Raw genomic sequence first — 24,843 nt, 5'->3', positions numbered from 1 at the left:
CCGATAGTGAATACCCGGAGTTTTCCTGGTTATTCCCGGTGGGTTAAGCGTATCGTGAACACATTTTCCAGTGTTCAATTAATGCGTTGCACGGTTTTTACGTCACTGGTTATTAACCAAATTCTTTCCTGGGGGATAAATGAGCGCGGGAAGCCCTAAATTCACCGTTAGTCGCATTGCGGCACTATCACTGGTTTCACTATGGCTGGCAGGTTGTTCCAGTTCGTCAAACCCTCCGGCGCCGGTTTCATCCGTTGACGGTGGTTCATCATCAAATACGAATTCCGGAATGTTGATCACACCGCCGCCAAAAATGGGAACGACGACGCAGCAGACACCGCAACAAGCGCCGCAAATTCAACCTGTTCAGCGCCCTGTTACGCAACCTGCGCAACCCCAGCCTGTCGCGGAACAGCCCGTTCACATGGAAAACGGGCGAATTGTGTACAATCGCCAGTATGGGAATATTCCGAAAGGGAGCTATACCGGGGGCAGTACGTACACCGTGAAAAAGGGCGATACGCTTTTTTATATCGCCTGGATCACCGGGAACGATTTCCGCGATCTGGCCCAGCGAAACAGCATTCCGGCCCCGTATAGCCTGAATGTGGGGCAAACTCTGCAAGTTGGCAACGCATCCGGTACGCCAATTACCGGTGGAAATGCGATCACCCAGGCGGATGCCGCTCAGCAAGGCGTTGTGACCAAACCTGCACAAAATTCCACCGTTGCAGTTGCGTCTCAACCAACAATTACGTATTCTGAGAGCTCAGGTGAACAAAGTGCTAACAAAATGTTGCCGAACAACAAGCCTGCTGGGACAGTTGTCACAGCGCCTGTAACGGCATCTACGGTAAGCACGACCGAACCAAATGCCAGCAGTACGTCAACCAGTGCGCCAATTTCTACATGGCGCTGGCCGACGGATGGCAAAGTGATCGAAAACTTTGGCGCTTCCGAAGGGGGCAATAAAGGGATCGACATCGCAGGCAGTAAGGGACAGGCTATCGTCGCGACCGCAGATGGGCGCGTGGTGTATGCCGGTAACGCACTGCGTGGTTACGGTAATCTTATTATCATCAAACATAACGATGATTACCTGAGCGCCTACGCCCATAATGATACGATGCTGGTCCGGGAACAACAGGAAGTTAAGGCGGGGCAAAAAATCGCTACTATGGGTAGCACCGGCACCAGCTCTACACGCTTGCATTTTGAAATTCGTTACAAGGGGAAATCCGTAAACCCGCTGCGTTATTTACCGCAGCGATAAAGCGGCGGAACCAGGCTTTGACTTGCTAGTTCCGTCAAGGGATCACGGGTAGGAGCCACCTTATGAGTCAGAATACGCTGAAAGTTCATGATTTAAATGAAGACGCGGAATTTGATGAGAACGGAGTAGAGGCTTTTGATGAAAAAGCCTTGAGTGAAGAGGAACCCAGTGATAACGACCTGGCTGAAGAAGAGCTGTTATCGCAAGGGGCCACACAGCGTGTGTTGGACGCGACTCAGCTTTACCTTGGTGAGATTGGGTATTCACCACTGTTAACAGCCGAAGAAGAAGTCTATTTTGCGCGTCGCGCACTGCGTGGAGATGTCGCTTCTCGCCGTCGCATGATTGAGAGTAACCTGCGTCTGGTGGTAAAAATTGCCCGCCGTTATGGCAATCGTGGACTGGCGTTGCTGGACCTGATTGAAGAGGGTAATCTGGGACTTATCCGTGCAGTCGAGAAGTTTGACCCGGAGCGCGGGTTCCGCTTCTCAACATACGCAACCTGGTGGATTCGCCAGACAATCGAACGGGCGATTATGAACCAAACCCGTACGATTCGCCTGCCGATTCACATTGTTAAAGAGCTGAACGTATACCTGCGCACCGCGCGTGAGTTGTCGCATAAACTGGACCACGAACCGAGCGCGGAAGAAATTGCAGAGCAACTGGATAAACCCGTTGATGACGTCAGCCGTATGCTTCGTCTTAATGAGCGTATTACTTCGGTAGACACCCCGCTGGGCGGTGATTCCGAAAAAGCGTTGCTGGACATCCTGGCCGATGAAAAAGAGAACGGTCCGGAAGACACCACGCAAGATGACGATATGAAACAGAGCATCGTCAAATGGCTGTTCGAACTGAACGCCAAACAGCGTGAGGTGCTGGCGCGCCGTTTCGGTCTGCTGGGTTATGAAGCTGCGACACTGGAAGATGTGGGCCGTGAAATCGGTCTTACACGCGAACGTGTTCGTCAGATTCAGGTTGAAGGCCTGCGCCGTCTGCGCGAAATACTGCAGACGCAGGGGCTGAATATCGAAGCGCTGTTCCGCGAATAAGTACCTTTCGTCAAAAAAAGGCCAGTCTGTCGACTGGCCTTTTTCTTAGCGTTTATCTTCCGCCAGCAGCGGCGGGATACCAGGTACCATCGGCGCGTTATCAATATCTTTTTGCGTCATACGAAACGCTTGCGGATAGTGTTCGCGGCTGATGCGGCGTAGCGGTTCGGTATCGCGCCAGGTATACAGACAATGCTGACATTGATGTACCGTCCATATCCCTTTCACCGGCGAAGTCGCCATCACTTCAATATGCTCATCGGCACAACGTGGACAAATCATCAGTTACTCCTTACTTACGGTTGGCCAACATGGCGGTCAGTTTTTCAGCCCAGGCTTTGGTTTCCGGTAAATCTACAACCGGCTGGCTGTAGTGCCCACGGTTATCCGGCGCAACCGGCGTCGTAGCATCAATAATTAGCTTATCGGTGATCCCTGCCGGGCTTGAGCCAGGATCCAACTCGAGCACCGACATATTCGGTAACTGAACTAAATCGCCTGCCGGGTTAACCTTCGACGACAGCGCCCACATCACCTGCGGCAGGTTAAACGGGTCTACGTCTTCATCAACCATAATCACCATCTTCACGTAGCCCAGGCCGTGCGGCGTGGTCATCGCCCGTAGCCCCACCGCGCGAGCAAAGCCGCCGTAGCGTTTTTTGGTGGAAATAATGGCCAGCAGACCGTGGGTGTACATGGCATTCACCGCCTGCACTTCCGGAAATTCCGCTTTCAGCTGCTGATACAGCGGTACGCAGGTCGCCGGGCCCATCAGGTAGTCGATTTCCGTCCACGGCATTCCCAGATAGAGCGATTCAAAAATCGGCTTCGTGCGGTAAGAAACTTTATCGATACGCACCACAGTCATGTTGCGCCCACCGGAATAGTGGCCGGTGAACTCGCCAAACGGACCTTCAATCTCGCGTTTGCGGCTTTCGATCACCCCTTCAAGGATTACTTCCGAGCCCCACGGTACATCAAAACCGGTCAGCGGCGCGGTGGCGATCGGGTACGGGCTTTCACGCAGCGCTCCCGCCATTTCGTACTCCGACTGATCGTATTTCAGCGGCGTTGCCCCCATCAGGGTAATGATCGGATCGTTACCGAGCGTGATCGCAATCGGCAGATCTTCGCCTCGCTCTTCAGCTTTATGCAGGTGTAGCGCGATATCGTGCATTGGTACTGGTTGCAGACCGAGTTTACGCTTGCCTTTGACTTCCATGCGGTAGATGCCGACATTCTGTTTGCCAAAGTTATCGGGATCAAGTGGATCGCGGGACACCACGCAGGCTTTGTCCAGATAGAATCCGCCATCGCCATCATTTAGGCGAAATAGCGGCAGGATATCAAACAGATTGATCGCGTCGCCGTCGACAGTATTTTCCGCCCAGCCCGGATTCGCCCGGCGTTCCGGCGCTACCGGAAAATTGTCCCAGCGGCGAATAAATTCATCGATTTGCTTTTTGACCGGCGTGTTAGGCGGTAGCCCTAACGAGATGGCATGGTTCTGCCAGGAACCGATGGTGTTCATCGCCACGCGGGCATCGGTAAAGCCGCGAATATTGTCAAACCATAACGCAGGCGCACCGTCGCCGATTCGTCCCGTTGCGTTGGCAGCGGCGGCGAGATCCGGCTCCGCATTCACTTCTTCGCTGATTTTCAGCAATTGCCCCTGGTCGTCCAGCGCCTGTAAAAAGCTGCGCAAATCATCAAATGCCATTATCCATTCTCCTGTGAAAAATTTGCTGCCTGTCGCATCCTTGCCAGCGGCGCGCGCGCGTATGCTCCAGACCAAACTGGTCGAGAACGCGCGCCACGATATGCTGGATAATATCGTCAACGGTTTGCGGCAGGTTGTAGAACGCGGGCATGGGCGGCACTATCGCCACCCCCATACGAGAAAGCGCAAGCATGTTTTCCAGATGAATCGTGCTGAGCGGCATTTCCCGCGGCACCAGCACCAGCTTGCGACCCTCTTTCAACACGACATCGGCAGCGCGTCCCACCAGCCCCTCGGCATAGCCGGCGCGAACCCCCGCCAGTGTTTTCATACTGCAGGGGATAATAATCATGCCGTCGGTACGAAATGAGCCGGAGGAAATGGTCGCCGCCTGATTGGCCGGGCTATGACAATAATCCGCCAGGGCGGCTACCTCAGCGGGCGTGTAGGGCGTCTCCAGTTCAATAGTGGTTTTCGCCCACTTTGACATCACCAGATGCGTTTCAACATCAGGTATCGCCCGCAATGCCTGGAGTAGCTCGACGCCAAGCGGCGCGCCAGTCGCGCCGGTCATCCCCACAATCAATCTCATTTCTTACCTCAAATATTGTTCGTATACGAACATTTTGATCAAAATACGCCCACACGGCCTTTCCGGCAAGATCCTCCCGACGCCTGCGCACGTTTAGCTAAAGCATTCGTCATTAAAAAACCGTGCATAAGTCGTTATGATAGAAAAAGTTAATTTATCCGGAGTGCTCATGGAGTTACGAAACACCGCGTTTCATCTGTTACGCCAACTTTTTCAGCAACATACCGCACGCTGGCAGCATGAACTACCGGAACTCACCAAACCTCAATATGCGGTGATGCGCGTTATTGCTGAACATCCAGGTATTGAACAGGTCGATCTGACCGAAGCGGCGGTCAGCACTAAAGCGACGCTGGCGGAGATGTTAAGCCGGATGGAAAATCGTGGACTGGTAAAGCGAGAAAACGATCCGCTGGATAAACGTCGGCGTTTTGTCTATCTCACCGTTCAGGGCCAAACGTTGCTCGCCGCCGCGATACCACTGGGGGATCGCGTTGACGATGAGTTTTTGGGGCGATTGAGCGATGAAGAACGCGAACAGTTTACGCAACTGGTACGCAAGATGATAACGTAAGCGGCTTGCGCCGCTTCGCTATTTTTTGGCCATCAGCAGTGAGATATCCACTTTGGCCAGCGCCCGAATTGCGCTTTCCGGCAAGCCGTCATCGGTGACGATTTGGTTGAATTCCGCCAACGGTAACGCCAGCCACGTCGCGACCTGGCCGTATTTGGTCGCGTCGCACACCAGAATTTTTTGTCGACTGGCGCTGGCAACGGCACGTTTCACCGTCACTTTGTCTTCTGCCGGCGTCGATATACCGCGCACATTCCATGACGAGGCGGAAATGAAAGCCTGATCAATCATTAAGCTGCGTAACAACGTTGCCGCCGCTTCCCCCACACACGAGCGGTTTTCCCGGCATACCGCTCCGCCGGTGTGAATAATTGTGCAAGCACTGTTATTCATCAGATAGTCTGCGATGACAAAATCATTGGTCACTACCGTCAGCTTATCCATTGTGACGAGATGTTGCGCAATCGCCAGTGTGGTGGTGCCTGCATCAAGATAGATACAGCTTTCTGGCTGAACCAGACTGGCCGCCAGTTTACCGATTGCCGCTTTTTGTGGGGTTGCCAGTTCCGTTTTGAGCTGGTGTGAAGGCTCATGCGCCACGCGCGTAGCAGACTGCACCCCGCCGGAAACCTGCACCACGGCCCCTTGCTGTTCCAGCTTCTGCAAATCACGGCGAATGGTCATGTGCGATACGTGCATACGGTCTGTCAGCTCGGCAATACTGACAACGCCTTTCTCCGCCACCATATCAAGAATAATTTGTCGACGCTCTGTGGGTATCAACGTCTGCTCCTTTATCTATCCTGTCGCGATTTTACGCGATTTCTGTGTTAAGGCATGGTGTTCTGTTGCTATTCACTTCACAAAAAATAACATCTTTTGTTATTTTTTGTGAATTAACTCACCGCATTTGTTTACATTAACGCCTATATTCACAATACAAAACATAATATCACTAAAATTAACATGGAGAGCATAACAATGGGACAGGACTTTCATGTCGGCATTGTGGGGCTGGGCTCAATGGGCATGGGCGCTGCGCGTTCTTGTCTGCGAGCCGGGCTTGCCACCTGGGGCGCCGACCTTAACTCAGACGCCTGCGCCAGCCTGGTCGCTGACGGCGCGCGCGGTGCGGTAGCCAACGCCAGGGAGTTTGCCGCTAACCTCGACGCTGTAGTGATTCTGGTGGTCAACGCCGCCCAGGTCAAACAAGTGCTGTTTGGCGAGACGGGCATCGCGTCGTTAATGAAGCCCGGCAGTGCGGTAATGATCTCATCAACGATTTCCAGCGCTGATGCCGTGGAGATCGCCGCCGCGCTGGCAGCGTTGGATCTCCTTATGCTGGATGCACCGGTTTCCGGCGGTGCCGGGAAAGCGGCGCAGGGGGAGATGACGGTGATGGCCTCCGGAAGCGAAGCGGCATTTGCCCGCCTGCAGCCAGTACTGGACGCTGTTGCTGACAAAGTATACCGCATCAGCGATACGCCTGGCGCAGGCTCAACGGTCAAAATCATTCATCAACTGCTGGCTGGCGTGCATATTGCCGCCGCCGCCGAAGCGATGGCGCTGGCGTCGCGTGCCGGGATCCCGCTTGACGTAATGTATGACGTCGTCACCCATGCCGCTGGCAACTCCTGGATGTTTGAGAACCGTATGCAGCACGTTGTTGATGGCGACTATACCCCGCGTTCCGCTGTTGATATTTTCGTCAAAGATTTAGCGCTGGTAACCGATACCGCGAAAGCGCTGCGCTTTCCTTTGCCGCTGGCCTCTACGGCCTTAACGATGTTTACCAGTGCCAGCAATGCCGGCTATGGCAAAGAGGACGATAGCGCGGTGATCAAAATTTTCTCGGGGATTACTTTACCCGGCGTCACGCCTGAGGAGCCATCATGTTAAAAATTGGCGTGATTGCCGATGACTTTACCGGCGCGACTGATATCGCCAGCTTTCTGGTCGAAAATGGTATGCCCACGGTACAGATGAATGACGTGCCAACCGGCGAGCGACCGGAAGGCTGCGATGCGGTGGTCATCAGCCTGAAAACCCGCGCCTGCCCGCCGCAGGAGGCGATAAAACAGTCGCTGGCGGCGCTGGCGTGGCTGCGACAACAGGGCTGCCAGCAACTCTATTTTAAATATTGCTCCACCTTTGACAGCACCGCCGAAGGCAATATCGGCCCGGTCACCGATGCGTTAATGGTGGCGCTGGATACCTCGTTTACCGTCATCTCTCCTGCGTTGCCGGTAAACGGACGCACCGTGTATCAGGGCTACCTGTTTGTAATGAACCAACTGCTGGCAGAGTCGGGTATGCGCCATCACCCGATAAACCCGATGATGGACAGTCACCTACCGCGTCTGATGGAAGCACAATCGCAGGGACGCTGTGGAGTGATCCCGGCGCAGGTGCTCGATGACGGCGTGGAAGCAACCCGTGCAGCGCTCTCTCGCCTGCAGCAGGAAGGCTATCGTTACGCGGTACTTGACGCGCTCAATGAGCGACATCTGGAAATCCAGGGCGAGGTTTTGCGTGATGCCCCGCTGGTCACCGGCGGTTCCGGTCTGGCGATCGGCCTGGCGCGTCAGTGGGCAGACGGCGCCACGCATCGCCCCTGCGCCGCAGCCTACCCGCTGCCCGGACGCACCGTCGTCCTTTCGGGCTCGTGCTCACAAATGACCAATCGCCAGGTCGCACATTATCGCCAGCTTGCGCCAACACATGACGTGGACGTGGCGCGCTGCCTGTCACCCGACGCTCGCGAGGCCTACGCCGGGGAGCTGGTGCAGTGGGTATTCCATCAGGATAGCGAGCTTGCGCCGCTCGTCAGCGCCACCGCGCCAGCTCAGGCGCTGGCCGCTATCCAGCAGCAATATGGCGCAGCCGAAGCCAGCCACGCAGTAGAAGCGCTCTTTTCATTGTTAACCGCTCGATTAGCCGAGGGCGGCATCAGCCGATTTATCGTGGCGGGAGGTGAAACCTCAGGCGTGGTGACGCAACGTCTTGGGATTAGCGGTTTTCATATTGGCCCATCGATTTCCCCCGGCGTACCGTGGGTGAATGCGCTCCACGCGCCGATATCTCTGGCGCTCAAATCAGGCAATTTTGGCGATGAGGCCTTTTTCTCTCGCGCACAACAGGAGTTCCCGCAATGAGCGCATCGATCCATGAAGAGCAGGCCCTGCGTGAAGAGATGGTGACGATTGCCGCCTCGTTTTTCCAGCGCGGCTACGCCACCGGCTCGGCAGGCAATCTCTCGCTGTTACTGCCGGATGGCAACATTCTGGCGACCCCCACCGGCTCATGCCTCGGCAATCTCGATCCGCAGCGCCTGTCAAAGGTTAACCAGCAGGGCGAATGGCTGAGCGGAGATAAACCGTCGAAAGAGGTACGTTTTCACCTTGCGCTGTATCACAACAATCCACGCTGCAAAGCCGTAGTGCATTTGCATAGCTGCTGGTCAACGGCGCTTTCCTGTCTGGAAGGACTGGATCCCCACAACGTTATCCGCCCGTTCACACCTTACGTGGTGATGCGTATGGGGAATATACCGTTGGTTCCTTACTATCGCCCGGGCGATGAACGTATCGCCCGAGATTTGGCCGCCTTAGCCGCCGATCATCAGGCATTTTTACTGGCTAACCACGGTCCGGTGGTATGCGGAGAGAATCTTCAGGAGGCCGCCAATAATACCGAGGAGCTGGAAGAGACGGCAAAGCTGATTTTTATCCTCGGCGAACGCCCGATTCGTTATTTAACCGCCGAAGAAATTGCGCAGTTAAGGAGATAACCCGATGCCACGTTTTGCCGCCAATTTGTCGATGATGTTTACCGAAGTGCCGTTTATCGAGCGTTTTGCCGCCGCTGCTGACGCCGGATTTCAGGCTGTCGAATTTCTGTTTCCCTACGACGTTGCCGCCAGCGAAATTAAAGCCCGGCTGTCGCACCATCATTTGACTCTGGCGCTGTTTAACACCACCGCGGGCGATATTGCGGCGGGCGAATGGGGGCGCGCTGCGTTACCAGGACGCGAGCAGGAGGCGCGCGCCGATATCGACCAGGCCCTGGAATACGCGATTGCGCTGGAGTGCGAGCAGGTGCACATCATGGCGGGCGTGGTGCCAGACGGTGCTGACGCCGCCCACTTTCGCGCCACGTTTATCAATAACCTGCGTTACGCCGCCGACCGTTTTGCCGCGCACGATAAACGTATTTTGATCGAAGCGCTCAGCCCCGGCATAAAACCAGGCTACCTCTTCTCCAGCCAGTATCAGGCGCTGGACATCGCCCGCGAGGTTAACCGGCCTAATATTTTTATTCAGCTTGATACTTTCCACGCACAAAAAGTGGACGGCAATTTGACGCACCTGATCCGCGAGTACGCGGGTCGCTATGCCCATGTACAAATCGCCTCTCTCCCCGATAGACATGAACCGGATGATGGCGAAATTAACTACCCGTGGCTGTTCCGCCTGTTTGATGACATCGGTTATCGCGGCTGGATCGGCTGTGAGTATCACCCACGGAATACCACCCGGGACGGGCTTGGCTGGTTCAACGCCTGGCGCTAATCCTGGTACACCCTACACAACAATAAAGAGGACATCCGGATGCAGATTATTATTACCGGCGGGGGCGGCTTTTTAGGCCAGAAACTCGCGAACGCCATTTTAAATTCATCGCTGGCGTTTAACGAACTGCTTCTTGTGGATTTGAAAATGCCTGCACGGTTATCAGACTCGCCTCGTCTGCGCTGCCTGGAAGCGGATTTAACGCAGCCTGGCGTCATTGAGTCGCTGATTACCGATAAAACCTCCGTTGTTTACCACCTCGCCGCCATTGTCAGCAGCCACGCGGAAGAGGATTTCGATCTTGGCTGGCAGGTTAATCTGGATCTGACCCGCAACCTGCTTGAGGCCTGTCGTCGGCAGACGCAGAACGTTCGTTTCGTCTTCTCCAGCTCGCTGGCCGTTTATGGCGGTGCGCTGCCGGATTGCGTTACCGACGCTACCGCGCTTACCCCGCGCTCGTCCTACGGCGCGCAAAAAGCTGCCTGTGAACTGTTGGTTAATGACTATACCCGCAAAGGCTACGTCGACGGGCTGGCGCTGCGCCTGCCAACCATCTGCGTACGCCCCGGCAAACCCAATCGCGCCGCCTCCTCGTTCGTGAGCGCTATCATACGTGAACCCTTACAGGGTGAGACGACGATATGCCCGGTGTCGGAGAATCTGCGTTTGTGGATTTCCAGCCCGGCGACGGTTATCCGTAATCTGCTGCTTGCCGCAACCTTACCCACACCGGGCGAGGCGCAAGGCATTAACCTGCCGGGGATCAGCGTCACCGTGGGGGAGATGCTGGATGCGCTGCGTAAGGCGGGCGGCCAGACCGCGCGCGATCGGGTAACGTATCAGCGTGATGAAGGCGTGGAGAGAATTGTTGCCTCCTGGCCTGGACGTATCGATAACCAACGTGCGCTGGCGCTGGGTTTCACCGTTGATAATACCTTTGATGACATTATCGAACGCTTTCGGCAAGACGATATGGAGACGAGCTCATGACAGGTTTACCGACCCCGATTATCGGCCTGATCGTTGCCGTATTTGTCCTCGTATGGCTGGTGTTACGCACCCGCGTCCACGCGCTGATCGCCATGCTGGCGGCGGCCTGTATCGCCGGTTTGATGGGCGGAATGGGCATTGATAAAACCCTTTCGGTAATCACCAGCGGATTCGGCACTACGCTTGGCAGCATCGGGCTGGTGATTGGGCTCGGCGTCATGATGGGCCGCCTGTTGGAAGTCTCCGGCGCGGCGGAGCGGATCGCCTGGAGCTTTATCAAATGGCTGGGAAAACGTCGCGAAGAGTGGGCGCTGGCGATCACCGGTTACATCGTCAGTATCCCAATTTTCGTCGATTCCGCGTTTGTGATTCTGTATCCGGTCGCTAAAGCGCTGGCGAAAAGCGGTAAGCGTTCGCTACTGACGCTGGGGGTGGCGCTGGCCGGCGGACTGGTGGTCACTCATCATACGGTACCGCCGACGCCCGGTCCGCTTGGCGTGGCTGGTATCTTTAACGTCGATATTGGCGCTATGCTGCTAACCGGCATGGCGCTGGCGGTGCCTTGCGTTGTTGGAATTGTGTTTTATGCCCAGTGGCTGGATAAGCGTTATCCCAACTTTGTGCCGCGCACGCTTAATGCGGACGAAGTAAACGCGGCGCTGGAGCAATACAACAAAGAAAAAGAGCAAAAGGATCTGCCGAGCCTGACGCTGTCGCTACTGCCTATCGTCGTGCCGATCGTACTGATCTTCCTGAAAGCGATCTGTTCCACTCTCGCAACGGTCGAAGGCTGGGACTCTCTGGCAACGCATCCGGTGGTACAAGGGATCAATTTCATCGGTAGTCCGGTGATCGCACTGGCCATCAGCGTCCTGTTAGCGGTTTACACCCTGGTGCCGCGTATGGATAAGCATACCACCGCAGAACGTCTGGAAGAGGGGTTGCAAAGCGCAGGTATTATCCTGTTGGTTACCGGAGCCGGCGGTGCGCTGGGGGCTATTTTACGCGACAGCGGCGCTGGCCAGCATCTGGCTGAACAGGTCGCTAACCTGCCGATCTCACCGATCCTGATCCCGTTTATCGTCGCTACGCTGGTGCGCTTAGTACAGGGATCGGGCACAGTCGCGATGATCACCGCCGCATCGATTTCCGCGCCGATCCTGGCACAAATCCCCGGCATTAATATGTTACTCGCCGCGCAGGCTGCGACCATGGGATCGCTATTCTTTGGCTATTTCAACGACAGTCTGTTCTGGGTAGTCAACCGGATGATGGGCGTTTCCGATGTCAAACAGCAGATGGTGGTCTGGTCTGTCCCTACCACTATCGCCTGGGCGATTGGCGGTACCGGCGTCGCGCTGCTTAACCTGCTGTTCGGCTCTGGTGGAAGTTGGCTCGACCCGTTATTACCGATTGTTGTGCTGGCGGTCATTATGGTGTGGGTTCGCTGGCAGGCGCAGGGGATTAAAGAGAAACGGGTGGTGAAGGATTAAAACAGTCTCGCCAGCCCCCGGGCTGGCGAGAACGATTATCAGCCATCTTCTCCACCGTCCCACCGCGCACGCAAAAAATCGATAAATACGCGTACTTTTGTCGACACATGGCGGGCGTCCGGGTAAACGGCATAGATGCCTTGCCGGGGAAAATGGTAGTCGGGTAACACGTGGACTAACGTTCCTTTCTCCAGTGCTGTTTTTACTAACCAGATGGGGAGTAACGCCACGCCGCTACCCGCGAGTGCGAAAGCCATCAAAGCGCGTGCGCTGTCGGCCGAAATTCTGCCCGCTTTGCCTATCTCCAGGCGTGAAGGTTGTCCATGATTATCCGTTAATGGCCAGCGTAGCGGCGTGGGTAAGCGCTCATGAATAATCCATTCCGCCCGGGCTAACGCGTCCGGTGACGAAATAGGGTGGTGGGCAATCCACTGCGGCGAGGCGACCGGCAAGATGGTAAAACGGGATATCAGTGTGGCGCGGTAGCGGGAATCCGCCAGCGAGCCAAGCCGAATCGCCACATCAAAGCGTTCAGCAATTAAATCGGCATGATGCGATGAGGACCGGTGCCGAATACGTAGCTCGGGGTGGCGCTGACTAAACTGCGCCAATAGCGGGACCACAACCTGCTCGCCAAACTCGGGCGTAGTAGTAATGCGTAGCTCGCCGTCCAGTCCGCGATGGCTGGCGCGCACTTCATCCTGCAAATTTTTCGCCGCATTGAGTAATTGCACGCCCTTTTGATAAAAGAGAGCGCCAGCGTCGGTGAGCGTCAATCGTCGGGTGGAGCGTAGCAGTAACGTTACGCCAAGCTCATTTTCAAGCTGGCGAATATTAACGCTTACTACCGCCTTGGTTTGGCCTGATGCGGCGGCGGCGGCGGTGAAGCTGCCACTTTCCACGACGGCGACAAACAGCGATATACGCTGCAGGTTGAGCATGGTAAGCCCCTTTACTGTCAAAATAATTTTGACAGTATATCGTCGAAGTGCGGACTTATCTGACTTTCTCCGGCCAGCTACATTAGCGCCTCTACCGGAGGATGAATAATGACGTATCGCAGTAAGGTGGCGGTGGTTTACCTGCTCGGCTTTTTTCTTGATCTGATTAATCTGTTTATCGCCAGCGTGGCCTTTCCCGGGATGTCCGTTGAGCTACATACGTCCATATCGGCGCTGGCATGGGTGAGTAATGGCTATATCGCGGGATTAACGCTGATCGTGCCATTTAGCGCGTTGCTTTCACGGTATCTCGGCGCACGCCGGTTGATAATGCTTTCGCTCATCCTGTTTAGTATCGCCGCCGCTGCCGCAGGCTTTGCCGATTCCTTATACGAGCTTGTCTTCTGGCGTATTGTGCAGGGCGCAGGCGGTGGATTATTGATCCCGGTCGGGCAGGCGTTAACCTGGCAGCAGTTTAAACCTTATGAGCGCGCTAAGGTGTCATCGGCCGTCATGATGGTGGCGCTACTGGCGCCGGCGTGTTCGCCTGCGGTGGGCGGATTGCTGGTAGAGACGTGCGGCTGGCGTTGGGTATTCTTCGCCACGTTGCCCGTTGCCGTGATCACATTATTACTTGCTTATCTTTGGCTTAAAGCCGATTCGACGACGATGGCCTCGACAAGATTGCTTCATCTGCCGCTGCTGGCGGATACCCTGCTGCGTTTTGCCATGATCGTTTATTTGTGTGTACCGGGGATGTTCATTGGTATTAGCGTGGTCGGGATGTTTTATCTGCAGAGTATTGCGCAACTGTCTCCCGCGGCAGCGGGGGCACTGATGCTTCCCTGGTCGATCGCGTCATTTATCGCCATTACGTTTACCGGGCGTTACTTCAATTATCTGGGGCCGCGTCCGCTGATTATCGTCGGCTGTTTTCTTCAGGCTATCGGGATCCTGCTTTTAACCAACGTTACGCCTGCGGCATCCCACCTTATATTGATAGTGATATTCGCGCTGATGGGGGCGGGCGGTAGTTTATGCAGCAGTACTGCGCAGAGTTGCGCCTTCCTGACGATTGCTCGCCAGGACATGCCGGACGCCAGCGCGCTGTGGAATCTTAATCGCCAGTGCAGTTTTTTTATTGGCGCGACGCTGCTAACACTGCTGTTAAATGGGCTTCAGCGCACTTTGTCGCCTGAGGCTGCTTACCGCTGGACCTTTGTTGCCGCTGCTGGTGTCACCTTGTTGCCGCTGATTTACGCGGTCTGTCTTAACAACAGAAATGTGCTTTTGCATCTGAAAAAGGAAGGATCATGAGTCTTTATAAAGAAGAAATTATTGGCACCCATGTGGCGATTGCGAACTGGCTCAGCAAGGGAACGGGCGATCTGGGGGAGTTGATACGGCATTTCGATACTACGTTTACCATGATAACGCCAGGCGGAGCCTGTCTGGATTACCCGGCGCTGTGCGCTTTTTTCCAGATGCAGCGTGCGTGCGTGCCGGGGCTGAATATCGTGGTTGAACATATTGACGTGGTAGCGGAGTGGCCAGACGGCGCCGCGCTTCGTTATTGTGAGAGACAGCAACTACCAGACCAGGCAGAGACGGTACGCTGGTCGACAGTCATCCTACAAAAAGAAAAAGAACGGATAGTCTGGCGCCATTTACATGAAACAATGGTCGCAGCCTGAAAAATTTCTCAGCCGTGTTTCGCTGGTGCAGGCCCGATAACGTTGCGTTATCGGGCCTGACACGTTTACACCAGACTCTTCAGTCGATAGATCCACTCCAGCGCCTGACGTGGCGTCAGGGAGTCCGGATCGAGATTTTCCAGTGCTTCTACGGCAGGCGATGTCTCTTCCGGGACGGTAAGCAACGACATCTGCGTGCCGTCCACTTGCGTTGCCGCCGCATTGGGCGAGATGCTTTCCAGCTCGCGTAGTTTTTGGCGCGCGCGTTTGATCACTTCTTTAGGAACGCCTGCAAGCGCTGCGACCGCCAGACCGTAGCTTTTACTCGCTGCGCCGTCCTGCACGCTATGCATGAAAGCGATGGTATCGCCGTGTTCCAGCGCATCAAGATGGACGTTAGCCACGCCTTCCATTTTCTCTGGCAACTGAGTCAGCTCAAAGTAGTGGGTAGCGAAAAGCGTTAACGCTTTGATCTTATTGGCAAGGTTCTCCGCGCAGGCCCAGGCCAACGACAACCCGTCATACGTAGAGGTGCCACGCCCGATTTCATCCATCAGGACCAGGCTATTTTCCGTGGCGTTATGCAGAATGTTCGCCGTTTCGGTCATCTCAACCATGAAGGTTGAACGCCCGGAGGCCAAATCATCCGCTGCCCCGACACGGGTAAAAATACGGTCAATTGGGCCAATCTCCACGCTCTGCGCCGGTACGTAACTGCCGATATACGCCAGTAGCGCGATCAGTGCCGTTTGCCGCATATAGGTACTTTTACCGCCCATATTGGGGCCAGTAATGATCAACATACGGCGTTGTGGCGATAGATTAAGCGGGTTAGCGATAAATGGCTCGTTGAGCACCTGTTCCACCACCGGGTGGCGGCCTTCAGTGATACGAATGCCGGGCTTATCGGTAAATACCGGGCAGGTGTAGTTCAGCGTATACGCGCGTTCGGCCAGGTTAACCAGCACATCCAGTTCCGCCAGCGCATTCGCGCTCTGCTGTAAATCCGCCAGATGCGGTAGCAGCAGATCAAATAATTCGTCATACAACTGTTTTTCCAGCGCCAGCGCTTTGCCTTTGGAGGTCAGTACCTTATCTTCGTACTCTTTTAGCTCCGGAATAATATAGCGTTCAGCATTTTTCAGCGTCTGACGACGTACATAATTGATGGGTGCCAGGTGGCTTTGACCGCGGCTAATCTGTATGTAATAGCCATGCACAGCGTTGTAGCCGACTTTCAACGTATCCAGCCCGGTACGCTCGCGCTCGCGAATTTCAAGGCGGTCAAGGTAGTCGGTCGCGCCATCGGCCAGTGCCCGCCATTCATCCAGCTCGGCGTGATAGCCGGGCGCAATGACCCCACCGTCACGAACCAGTACTGGCGGGGAATCAATAATGGCGCGTTCCAGCAAATCGCGCAGTTCAGAAAATTCCCCCATTTTTTTACGCAGCGTTTGCACTGGCGTGCTGTCAATGGTCTCAAGCTGAGCATGTAACTCCGGCAGTTGCTGGAAGGCGTGCCGCATCCGGGCAAGGTCGCGCGGGCGGGCGGTACGTAGCGCCAGACGAGCAAGAATACGCTCCAGATCGCCGACCTGACGCAGTACCGGTTGCAACTCGCTGACGGTGTCCTGCAAGGCGCCGATGGTCTGCTGGCGTTCGCGTAATATGTCGGTATTCCGTACCGGCATATGCAGCCAGCGTTTAAGCATACGGCTGCCCATTGGCGTCACCGTGCAGTCAAGTACCGCAGCCAGCGTGTTTTCTACACCGCCAGACAGGTTCTGAGTAATTTCCAGATTACGGCGGGTTGCGGCATCCATAATAATGCTGTCCTGCTGGCGTTCCATCGTAATGGAGCGAATATGCGGCAGGGTAGTGCGCTGGGTGTCTTTTACGTACTGCAACAGGCAGCCTGCCGCACATAATCCACGCGGGGCATTTTCGACGCCGAAACCCACCAGATCCCGTGTACCAAACTGGAGATTTAACTGCTGGCGGGCGGTATCAATCTCAAACTCCCATAACGGACGGCGGCGTAAGCCCCGGCGTCCTTCTATTAACGCCATTTCGGCAAAATCTTCGGCATACAATAGTTCGGCAGGATTCGTGCGTTGCAGCTCAGCGGCCATCGTTTCACGGTCAGCGGGTTCGCTCAGGCGAAAGCGACCAGAACTGATATCCAGCGTGGCGTAACCGTAACCTTTACCCTCCTGCCAGATAGCTGCCAACAGGTTATCCTGACGCTCTTGCAACAGAGCTTCGTCACTGATGGTGCCAGGCGTAACAATACGTACAACTTTACGTTCCACAGGGCCTTTGCTGGTGGCCGGGTCGCCAATCTGCTCGCAAATGGCCACGGATTCGCCCTGATTAACCAGTTTGGCGAGGTAGTTTTCTACGGCATGATGCGGGATACCCGCCATCGGAATAGGCTCACCCGCTGACGCGCCGCGTTTGGTCAACGAAATATCGAGCAACTGCGACGCACGTTTTGCGTCGTCATAAAAAAGCTCGTAAAAATCGCCCATACGATAAAATAGCAGGATCTCCGGGTGCTGGGCTTTCAGCTTGAGATACTGCTGCATCATTGGGGTGTGTGCGGTAAGGTCCTTGTCGATAGACTCTTGCATGGTGATTTTACTCGTTTTTTAAGTCTTTCAGGTACTCAAGTGGCCACATATGGTGCCGCTTTTAGCCCATGTAAATCGATAAATCTGTGTACCAGAAGTATACCGGATAGTATCGGGTATACGCGCTAGTTGCAGGTATACATTTATGAAAATGACGCTTACTCAGTCGATTATAATCAATAAGTTATCTCTCGACGTGAAACCAAACCCTGGCCAGCAAGAACGAGTTGACGACTTACCCAGCCCTGAATGGAAGGCATATCTTATCACTGACAGCCATGAGTGGTGTCAAAATCAGTGTTGCCAGAAGGCCAATGGCAAAGCACTGCAAGAGAGTATCAGATCTCTGATGAGTCATGTTTCAGATTTTGCCAGTCTTGATCAGGCGCGCGAGGCCGCTCGCAAACTCGTTGAAACCATGAAGCTGACCTGACGAAATGCCTCTCTTCTTGAAAAATGTGTGGTGGTAAACCTCCGGTGTTATTCCCGGCATGGAGGAATGAGTATCAGACCTATCTGGCGACAGCAATAGACACTGTGAACTTTTTTATTGGAAACGGTTCTTCAAAAGACTATGTCAGCAAAAGGGGGGGATGTACGTTTACCGCGATATACCAGCCAACAGATTGACATTATGATTTACAGTTATTTTTTTTGCAGGAGAATAGCTCTTTATTGCAAATAAAAAAAGCAGCAGCGAGGCGCTGCTGTATCAAAAAGCAGATTGATAAATGCAACGTAAGAGACAGGTGGCCAATCGTAAAAGTGACCACAGTTATAGTAATTATATTATTATTAGATGACAATGCCAGATCTGGTCTTAATTATATCCTGATTGGTTCAGGAGGGGCGCTGCGTTATAAGGCTTGTAGTCTTTCATGAGCAGCAAGCAATGTTTGATATATGCTTAAATTTTTGTTGCGGGGATCGAGTAAGACGTTTTTAAATTCAGTCATTAGCTGCTCTTCGTTCTCTTTCGAGCGCATATATTCCGGATGCTCCTGGAAGAAGGTGAAAGCTTGCTCTTTGGTTTTTTTATATTTTTCGCAAAAAATGCTTGAGCTGATTTTGTCGTTTTTTGATGCAGAATTATCAGTGTTCTGATTTGATAATGTTTTATTCTTCGCAAGTTCTGACGGAACATATGGCAGAGACATACATTCGTCAATACTATCCGCGTTAGCCTGCTGTTCTTTCTGCGTCTCAGACTGTTGGGCTGGTGTACTTATGGAGGAAAGGGATGGTACCTGGGCACAGCCGATCAGGAAAAAGACGGGAAGACAACTATAAAATTTTTTCACTATACACTCCTGTTACAGAAGAATGAGGCTCGATGTCTTTATAACTGCGTCAGAGCATCGCCTGGCACAGGTTATAAAAGAGAGATGTGTTTCAGGAATGCTAGCAAAAAAAAATCCTGATATAAATAGTTAATTCTTCATCGCGATGGCGTTTACCTCGTTTTTGTTGCAACAGAATAATAAGCCAGGATTTATATATTAAGGGCTAATTTTCTATTTTAAATAACCTGGCACTATGCTGGTTGAACAATTTAATTTGCGGACGACATCGGATTCATAATGATTGCATCAGGATTTTGTCACTCTACCCCGGTATTGTTTACATACTAAAATAATTTTTAACTGGTGCTGACAACTATGCTAAATACACAGGAAGTACTTAAGGAAGGAGAGAAACGAAGAATCCGTAGCCCGGAAGCATGGTTTATGCAGGCTGGTTCTTCACAGAAGCTGCATATGTCATTTTCTGAGGGCCGGCATGATGAGTTTTGTCCGGTTCAGGAAGGCGCCCTGCTTTTTATCGAGCAGGCTGTTGTCGCACCAGTATCAGGAGACCTGCTGTTTCGACCGTTAAAAATTGAAATACTCAGCAAATTGCTGGCGTTTATTGATGGTGCCGGGTTGATGGATACGGCATACGCTGAACATGATAAATGGGTTTTGCTGAGCCCCGAGTATCGTGCTATCTGGCAGGATCGTAAACGCTGTGAGTATTGGTTTTTGCAGCAAATTATTACACCTTCTCCGGCTTTCAATAAAATATTATCGCTTTTGCGAAAAAGCGAGAGTTACTGGTTAGTCGGCTATTTACTCGCTCAGTCCACCAGCGGCAGTACAATGAGAATGCTGGGAGAAGACTATGGCGTTTCTTATACCCACTTTCGTCGTTTGTGCAGCAGGGCATTAGGCGGTAAAGCGAAGAGTGAATTACGAAACTGGCGTATGGCGCAATCGCTGCTGGAAAGCGTAGAAGGACACGAGAATATCACGAAATTAGCCGTCAATAACGGCTACTCATCGCCTTCACATTTCTCTAATGAGATCAAAGAGCTGATCGGCGTTTCGCCGCGGAAATTATCAAATATTATTCAATTGGCAGACAAATGAAGACGCATATTCTTTTGGCCAGAGTGCTGGCATGTGCCGCGCTTATTCTGGTAGCACCGGGTTATTCAAGTGAAAAAATACCTGTAACAGGAAGTGGGTTTGTCGCGAAAGACGATAGCCTGCGGACATTTTTCGACGCCATGGCACTACAGCTGAAGGAGCCTGTGATTGTTAGTAAAATGGCGGCACGAAAAAAAATAACCGGCAACTTTGAGTTCAACGATCCTAACGCATTGCTGGAAAAGCTTTCCCTGCAACTGGGACTGATTTGGTATTTCGATGGGCAGGCCATCTATATTTATGACGCCAGTGAAATGCGTAATGCCGTCGTCTCTTTACGGAACGTTTCGCTCAATGAATTTAACAACTTTCTGAAACGGTCTGGTTTATATAATAAGAATTATCCGTTACGTGGCGATAACCGTAAAGGTACATTCTATGTTTCTGGGCCACCCGTTTACGTTGATATGGTGGTTAACGCCGCTACCATGATGGATAAGCAAAACGATGGTATTGAGCTGGGACGCCAGAAAATAGGGGTGATGCGCCTGAATAATACTTTCGTGGGCGATCGTACCTATAATCTCCGCGACCAGAAAATAGTTATTCCCGGGATTGCCACGGCCATTGAAAGGCTATTGCAGGGGGAAGAAAAACCCTTAGGGAATGTTGCCAGTAGCGAACCTGTGCCCACGATGCCTGCATTTTCAGCGAATGGAGAGAAAGGTAAACCTGCAAATTATGCGGGGGGCATGAGCCTTCAGGAAGCGCTGAAGCAAAATGCGGCGGCGGGCGATATTAAAATTGTGGCCTATCCGGATACGAATAGCCTGCTAGTAAAGGGAACCGCGGAACAGGTGCATTTTATCGAAATGCTGGTTAAAGCGCTGGACGTTGCCAAACGGCACGTCGAGTTATCCCTGTGGATTGTCGATCTTAATAAAAGCGATCTGGAACGCCTGGGCGCATCCTGGAGCGGCAGCATCACTATCGGGGACAAACTGGGGGTGTCATTAAACCAGTCTTCAATCAGTACTCTGGACGGCAGCCGGTTTATCGCCGCGGTAAATGCGTTAGAAGAGAAGAAACAGGCGACGGTAGTTTCTCGCCCGGTATTACTGACTCAGGAAAATGTTCCCGCTATTTTCGATAACAACAGAACGTTTTATACCAAACTGATTGGGGAACGAAATGTTGCGCTTGAGCATGTTACGTACGGAACGATGGTCAGAGTGCTGCCCCGTTTTTCCGCAGATGGTCAGATAGAAATGTCACTGGATATTGAAGATGGTAACGAGACAATACCAAAAACCGATATCACCGCCTCCGTAGATGCATTACCAGAAGTCGGGCGAACGTTAATTAGTACTATTGCAAGAGTACCACATGGAAAAAGCTTACTGGTTGGTGGTTACACGCGAGATGCTAATACAGATACCGTTCAGAGTGTCCCGTTTTTAGGCAAAATACCGTTTATTGGTGGTCTGTTCCGTTATTCCAGTAAAAATAAAAGTAATGTTGTCCGTGTATTCCTGATTGAACCGAAAGAGATTGTCGACCCGTTAACGCCGGATGCCAGTGAATCGGTAAATAATATTCTGAAACAAAGCGGTACCTGGAGTGGGGACGATAAGTTACAAAAATGGGTTCGTGTTTATCTGGATAGAAATCAGGAGACCATAAAATGATTCCAGGTTCAACCGCCGGTATTTCATTTTCCAGGATTTTGTCTAAACAGACATCACATCAGGATGCCACGCAGCATACTGATGCTCAACAGGCTGAAATACAACAGGCTGCAGAGGACTCATCACCTGGGGCTGAAGTACAGAAATTTGTCCAGTCAACAGATGAAATGTCAGCGGCGCTGGCGCAATTTCGTAACCGTCGCGACTACGAAAAAAAATCCAGTAATTTGTCTAACAGTTTTGAACGAGTGCTGGAAGATGAGGCGTTACCGAAGGCGAAACAAATATTAAAGCTAGTTAGCGTACATGGCGGCGCGTTAGAAGATTTTTTGCGCCAGGCGCGTAGTTTGTTTCCAGACCCCAGTGATTTAGTGCTTGTTTTACGTGAACTCCTTCGGCGTAAAGATCTGGAAGAGATCGTGCGTAAAAAACTGGAGTCGTTACTTAAGCATGTTGAAGAGCAAACCGATCCTAAGACCCTCAAGGCAGGGATTAATTGCGCATTGAAAGCCCGGCTTTTTGGAAAAACATTATCGCTAAAACCGGGGTTGTTACGCGCCAGCTATCGGCAATTTCTCCAGAGTGAGTCTCATGAAGTGGAGATTTACTCTGACTGGATAGCCAGTTATGGCTACCAACGACGACTGGTGGTGCTGGATTTTATTGAAGGTTCGCTGTTAACCGATATCGACGCAAATGATGCCAGCTGTTCGCGGCTGGAATTTGGTCAGCTTTTAAGGCGCCTGACGCAACTTAAAATGTTGCGCTCCGCTGACCTGCTGTTTGTGAGTACGCTGTTGTCGTATTCATTTACGAAAGCGTTTAATGCGGAGGAATCATCGTGGTTACTCTTAATGCTTTCGCTATTGCAACAGCCACATGAAGTCGATGCGTTGTTAGCCGATATTATCGGGGTGAATGCGCTACTGCTAAGCCATAAAGAACATGCGTCTTTTTTGCAAATATTTTATCAAGTATGTAAAGCCATACCCACTTCACTTTTTTATGAAGAGTACTGGCAGGAAGAATTGTTAATGGCGTTACGTAGTATGACTGATATTGCCTACAAGCATGAAATGGTAGAGCAGCGTCGTACCATTGAAACGCCATCTTAATTTAATATTAACAGGATACCTATAGTGCTGCTTTCTCTACTTAACAGTGCTCGTTTACGACCTGAATTACTGATTCTGGTACTAATGGTGATGATCATTTCTATGTTCGTCATCCCATTACCTACCTTTCTGGTTGATTTCCTGATCGCACTGAATATCGTGCTGGCGATATTAGTGTTTATGGGGTCGTTCTACATTGACAGAATCCTTAGCTTTTCAACATTTCCTGCGGTACTGTTAATTACAACGCTCTTTCGTCTGGCATTATCGATCAGTACCAGCCGTCTTATTTTGATTGAAGCTGATGCCGGGGAAATTATCGCCACATTCGGGCAATTCGTTATTGGCGATAGCCTGGCGGTGGGGTTTGTTGTCTTTTCTATTGTTACTGTCGTTCAGTTTATCGTTATTACAAAAGGTTCAGAGCGTGTCGCTGAAGTTGCGGCCCGTTTTTCTCTGGATGGTATGCCCGGTAAACAGATGAGTATTGATGCCGATCTGAAAGCCGGTATTATTGATGCGGATGCCGCGCGTGAACGGCGAAGCGTACTGGAAAGAGAAAGTCAGCTTTACGGTTCTTTTGACGGTGCGATGAAGTTTATCAAAGGTGATGCCATCGCAGGCATTATTATCATCTTTGTGAACTTTATTGGTGGTATTTCGGTGGGGATGACCCGCCATGGCATGGATTTATCTACCGCACTATCTACTTATACCATGTTGACCATCGGTGATGGTCTTGTCGCCCAGATCCCTGCACTGCTGATTGCGATTAGTGCTGGTTTTATCGTGACTCGCGTAAATGGCGATAGCGATAATATGGGGCGTAACATTATGATGCAGCTGTTGAACAACCCATTTGTATTGGTTGTCACGGCTATTCTGACCATTTCAATGGGTACTCTGCCGGGATTCCCGCTGCCGGTATTTGTCATTTTGTCGGTAGTTTTAGGCGTACTTTTCTATTTTAAGTTCCGTGAAGCGAAACGTAGCGCAGGCGCGCCCAAAACCAGCAAAGGCGAGCAGCCGCTTAGTATTGAGGAAAAAGAGGGGACATCGTTAGGACTGATTGGCGATCTCGATAAAGTTTCCACTGAGACTGTTCCATTGATATTGCTTGTGCCGAAGAGTCGACGCGAGGATCTGGAAAAAGCGCAGCTTGCGGAGCGCCTGCGGAGTCAGTTCTTTATTGACTATGGCGTACGACTGCCAGAAGTATTATTACGAGATGGTGAGGGACTGGACGATAACAGCATCGTATTGTTGATTAATGAGATCCGCGTTGAACAATTTACGGTCTATTTTGATTTAATGCGAGTGGTAAATTATTCCGATGAAGTTGTTACCTTTGGCATTAATCCAACGACTCACCAGCAAGGTAGCAGCCAGTATTTTTGGGTAACGTACGAAGAAGGGGAAAAACTTCGGGAACTTGGATATGTATTGCGGAATGCGCTTGACGAGCTTTATCACTGTCTGGCGGTAACTCTGGCGCGCAACGTTAATGAGTATTTTGGTATTCAGGAAACAAAACATATGCTGGATCAGCTGGAGGCAAAATTTCCTGACTTACTTAAAGAAGTTCTCAGGCATGCCACGGTACAACGTATCTCTGAAGTTTTACAGCGCTTGTTAAGCGAACGTGTTTCCGTGCGTAATATGAAATTAATTATGGAAGCGCTCGCATTGTGGGCGCCAAGAGAAAAAGATGTCATTAACCTGGTGGAACATATTCGTGGAGCCATGGCACGTTATATCTGCCATAAATTCGCCAATGGCGGTGAATTACGAGCAGTAATGGTGTCTGCCGAAGCTGAGGATATTATTCGTAAAGGTATTCGCCAGACTTCTGGCAGCACCTTCCTCAGTCTTGAACCGGATGCCTCCGCTAATTTGATGGATCTCATTACGCTTAAGCTGGATGATTTGTTGATTGCACATAAAGATCTTGTCCTCCTTACGTCTGTTGATGTCCGTCGTTTTATTAAGAAAATGATTGAAGGTCGTTTTCCGGATTTGGAGGTTTTATCTTTCGGCGAGATAGCAGATAGCAAGTCAGTGAATGTAATAAAAACGATATAAGGACTTAATTAAGG

At 52.0% G+C, this 24,843-nt stretch carries 21 protein-coding genes and 2 pseudogenes; 16 read left to right on the top strand and 7 right to left on the bottom strand.

Features of this window, described 5'->3' with window-relative positions:
• Positions 1-139: 139 nt before the first annotated feature.
• Together nlpD and rpoS are read left to right on the top strand one after the other, a co-directional pair.
• Positions 140-1,273, top strand: a complete 1,134-nt coding sequence (gene nlpD / locus SBG_RS13085) for a murein hydrolase activator NlpD (protein ID WP_001272618.1) — start codon at positions 140-142, stop codon at positions 1,271-1,273.
• Positions 1,274-1,335: 62 nt separating this feature from the next.
• Complete coding sequence (gene rpoS / locus SBG_RS13080) at positions 1,336-2,328, top strand: RNA polymerase sigma factor RpoS (protein ID WP_000081498.1); 993 nt, start codon at positions 1,336-1,338, stop codon at positions 2,326-2,328.
• Between the two features lie 45 nt (positions 2,329-2,373).
• Here the strand turns inward: rpoS and SBG_RS13075 are convergent, their stop codons facing one another.
• The 3 genes and pseudogenes from SBG_RS13075 to SBG_RS13065 form a co-directional block, all read right to left on the bottom strand.
• Positions 2,374-2,610, bottom strand: a complete 237-nt coding sequence (locus SBG_RS13075; protein ID WP_000562972.1) for a non-oxidative hydroxyarylic acid decarboxylases subunit D — start codon at positions 2,608-2,610, stop codon at positions 2,374-2,376.
• Positions 2,611-2,620: 10 nt separating this feature from the next.
• Positions 2,621-4,048 carry a non-oxidative hydroxyarylic acid decarboxylases subunit C gene (locus tag SBG_RS13070; RefSeq protein WP_000863231.1) on the bottom strand — a complete coding sequence of 476 codons (1,428 nt, stop codon included), beginning with the start codon at positions 4,046-4,048 and terminating at the stop codon, positions 2,621-2,623.
• Positions 4,048-4,640 (bottom strand): annotated as a pseudogene (locus SBG_RS13065) (non-oxidative hydroxyarylic acid decarboxylases subunit B). The gene SBG_RS13070 and the pseudogene SBG_RS13065 overlap by 1 nt, the downstream one beginning before the upstream one ends.
• Positions 4,641-4,809: 169 nt before the next feature.
• On the opposite strand from SBG_RS13065, the gene SBG_RS13060 reads away from it, so the two are divergent.
• On the top strand, positions 4,810-5,214 hold the full coding sequence (locus SBG_RS13060; protein WP_000423340.1) for a MarR family winged helix-turn-helix transcriptional regulator: 405 nt from the start codon (positions 4,810-4,812) through the stop codon (positions 5,212-5,214).
• An 18-nt stretch (positions 5,215-5,232) separates the two neighbouring features.
• On the opposite strand, the gene ygbI is transcribed toward SBG_RS13060, so the two are convergent.
• Complete coding sequence (gene ygbI, locus SBG_RS13055; protein WP_000613190.1) at positions 5,233-5,997, bottom strand: DNA-binding transcriptional repressor YgbI; 765 nt, start codon at positions 5,995-5,997, stop codon at positions 5,233-5,235.
• 192 nt (positions 5,998-6,189) lie between these two features.
• Here ygbI and ltnD point away from each other — a divergent pair, with 192 nt between their 5' ends.
• Genes ltnD through SBG_RS13025 form a run of 6 tightly spaced genes read left to right on the top strand, consistent with a single transcriptional unit; the run spans position 6,190 to position 12,268 of the window.
• Positions 6,190-7,113, top strand: a complete 924-nt coding sequence (gene ltnD, locus SBG_RS13050) for an L-threonate dehydrogenase (RefSeq protein ID WP_024135101.1) — start codon at positions 6,190-6,192, stop codon at positions 7,111-7,113.
• Positions 7,107-8,369, top strand: a complete 1,263-nt coding sequence (gene otnK / locus SBG_RS13045) for a 3-oxo-tetronate kinase (protein WP_000912501.1) — start codon at positions 7,107-7,109, stop codon at positions 8,367-8,369. The genes ltnD and otnK overlap by 7 nt, the downstream gene beginning before the upstream one ends.
• The gene (gene otnC / locus SBG_RS13040; protein WP_001276359.1) at positions 8,366-9,004 is read left to right on the top strand and encodes a 3-oxo-tetronate 4-phosphate decarboxylase; all 639 of its coding nucleotides are present in this window, start codon (positions 8,366-8,368) and stop codon (positions 9,002-9,004) included. Before otnK ends, otnC begins: the two co-directional genes overlap by 4 nt.
• A 4-nt stretch (positions 9,005-9,008) precedes the next feature.
• Positions 9,009-9,785, top strand: coding sequence for an HPr family phosphocarrier protein (locus SBG_RS13035; protein WP_001136895.1), 777 nt, complete (start codon positions 9,009-9,011; stop codon positions 9,783-9,785).
• A 39-nt stretch (positions 9,786-9,824) separates the two neighbouring features.
• The gene (denD, locus tag SBG_RS13030; protein WP_001165718.1) at positions 9,825-10,775 is read left to right on the top strand and encodes a D-erythronate dehydrogenase; all 951 of its coding nucleotides are present in this window, start codon (positions 9,825-9,827) and stop codon (positions 10,773-10,775) included.
• On the top strand, positions 10,772-12,268 hold the full coding sequence (locus SBG_RS13025) for a GntP family permease (protein WP_000147252.1): 1,497 nt from the start codon (positions 10,772-10,774) through the stop codon (positions 12,266-12,268). The genes denD and SBG_RS13025 overlap by 4 nt, the downstream gene beginning before the upstream one ends.
• A 38-nt stretch (positions 12,269-12,306) precedes the next feature.
• On the opposite strand, the gene SBG_RS13020 is transcribed toward SBG_RS13025, so the two are convergent.
• On the bottom strand, positions 12,307-13,230 hold the full coding sequence (locus tag SBG_RS13020; RefSeq protein ID WP_000216336.1) for a LysR family transcriptional regulator: 924 nt from the start codon (positions 13,228-13,230) through the stop codon (positions 12,307-12,309).
• Between the two features lie 87 nt (positions 13,231-13,317).
• On the opposite strand from SBG_RS13020, the gene SBG_RS13015 reads away from it, so the two are divergent.
• Positions 13,318-14,526, top strand: a complete 1,209-nt coding sequence (locus SBG_RS13015) for an MFS transporter (RefSeq protein ID WP_000222420.1) — start codon at positions 13,318-13,320, stop codon at positions 14,524-14,526.
• A complete protein-coding gene (locus SBG_RS13010) occupies positions 14,523-14,903 on the top strand; it encodes a DUF4440 domain-containing protein (protein ID WP_000061108.1) in 381 nt (126 codons plus the stop codon). Before SBG_RS13015 ends, SBG_RS13010 begins: the two co-directional genes overlap by 4 nt.
• Before the next feature lie 65 nt (positions 14,904-14,968).
• On the opposite strand, the gene mutS is transcribed toward SBG_RS13010, so the two are convergent.
• Positions 14,969-17,536 (bottom strand): DNA mismatch repair protein MutS, encoded by a 2,568-nt coding sequence (mutS, locus tag SBG_RS13005; RefSeq protein WP_001158200.1) that lies wholly within the window; start codon positions 17,534-17,536, stop codon positions 14,969-14,971.
• Between the two features lie 145 nt (positions 17,537-17,681).
• Between mutS and SBG_RS13000 the strand changes: the two are divergent.
• Positions 17,682-17,966, top strand: a pseudogene (locus SBG_RS13000) (integrase); the annotation flags it as partial.
• A gap of 427 nt (positions 17,967-18,393) precedes the next feature.
• Here SBG_RS13000 and SBG_RS12995 read toward each other — a convergent pair.
• Positions 18,394-18,837, bottom strand: coding sequence for an invasion protein (locus SBG_RS12995; protein ID WP_000715087.1), 444 nt, complete (start codon positions 18,835-18,837; stop codon positions 18,394-18,396).
• Between the two features lie 456 nt (positions 18,838-19,293).
• Between SBG_RS12995 and invF the strand changes: the two genes are divergently transcribed.
• From invF to invA, 4 genes are read left to right on the top strand one after another with little or no spacing between them, the layout of a single operon-like run.
• Positions 19,294-19,944, top strand: a complete 651-nt coding sequence (gene invF, locus SBG_RS12990; protein ID WP_015702985.1) for an AraC family transcriptional regulator InvF — start codon at positions 19,294-19,296, stop codon at positions 19,942-19,944.
• Positions 19,941-21,632, top strand: coding sequence for a type III secretion system outer membrane ring protein InvG (gene invG / locus SBG_RS12985; RefSeq protein WP_000848096.1), 1,692 nt, complete (start codon positions 19,941-19,943; stop codon positions 21,630-21,632). Before invF ends, invG begins: the two co-directional genes overlap by 4 nt.
• Positions 21,629-22,747 (top strand): type III secretion system gatekeeper InvE, encoded by a 1,119-nt coding sequence (invE, locus tag SBG_RS12980; RefSeq protein ID WP_000612165.1) that lies wholly within the window; start codon positions 21,629-21,631, stop codon positions 22,745-22,747. The genes invG and invE overlap by 4 nt, the downstream gene beginning before the upstream one ends.
• Before the next feature lie 24 nt (positions 22,748-22,771).
• A complete protein-coding gene (invA, locus tag SBG_RS12975; protein ID WP_000927211.1) occupies positions 22,772-24,829 on the top strand; it encodes a type III secretion system export apparatus protein InvA in 2,058 nt (685 codons plus the stop codon).
• Positions 24,830-24,843 lie beyond the last annotated feature (14 nt).

Source organism: Salmonella bongori NCTC 12419 (assembly GCF_000252995.1).
GTDB classification, from domain to species: Bacteria; Pseudomonadota; Gammaproteobacteria; order Enterobacterales; family Enterobacteriaceae; genus Salmonella; species Salmonella bongori.
This window is presented reverse-complemented; position numbering and strand designations above follow the sequence as displayed.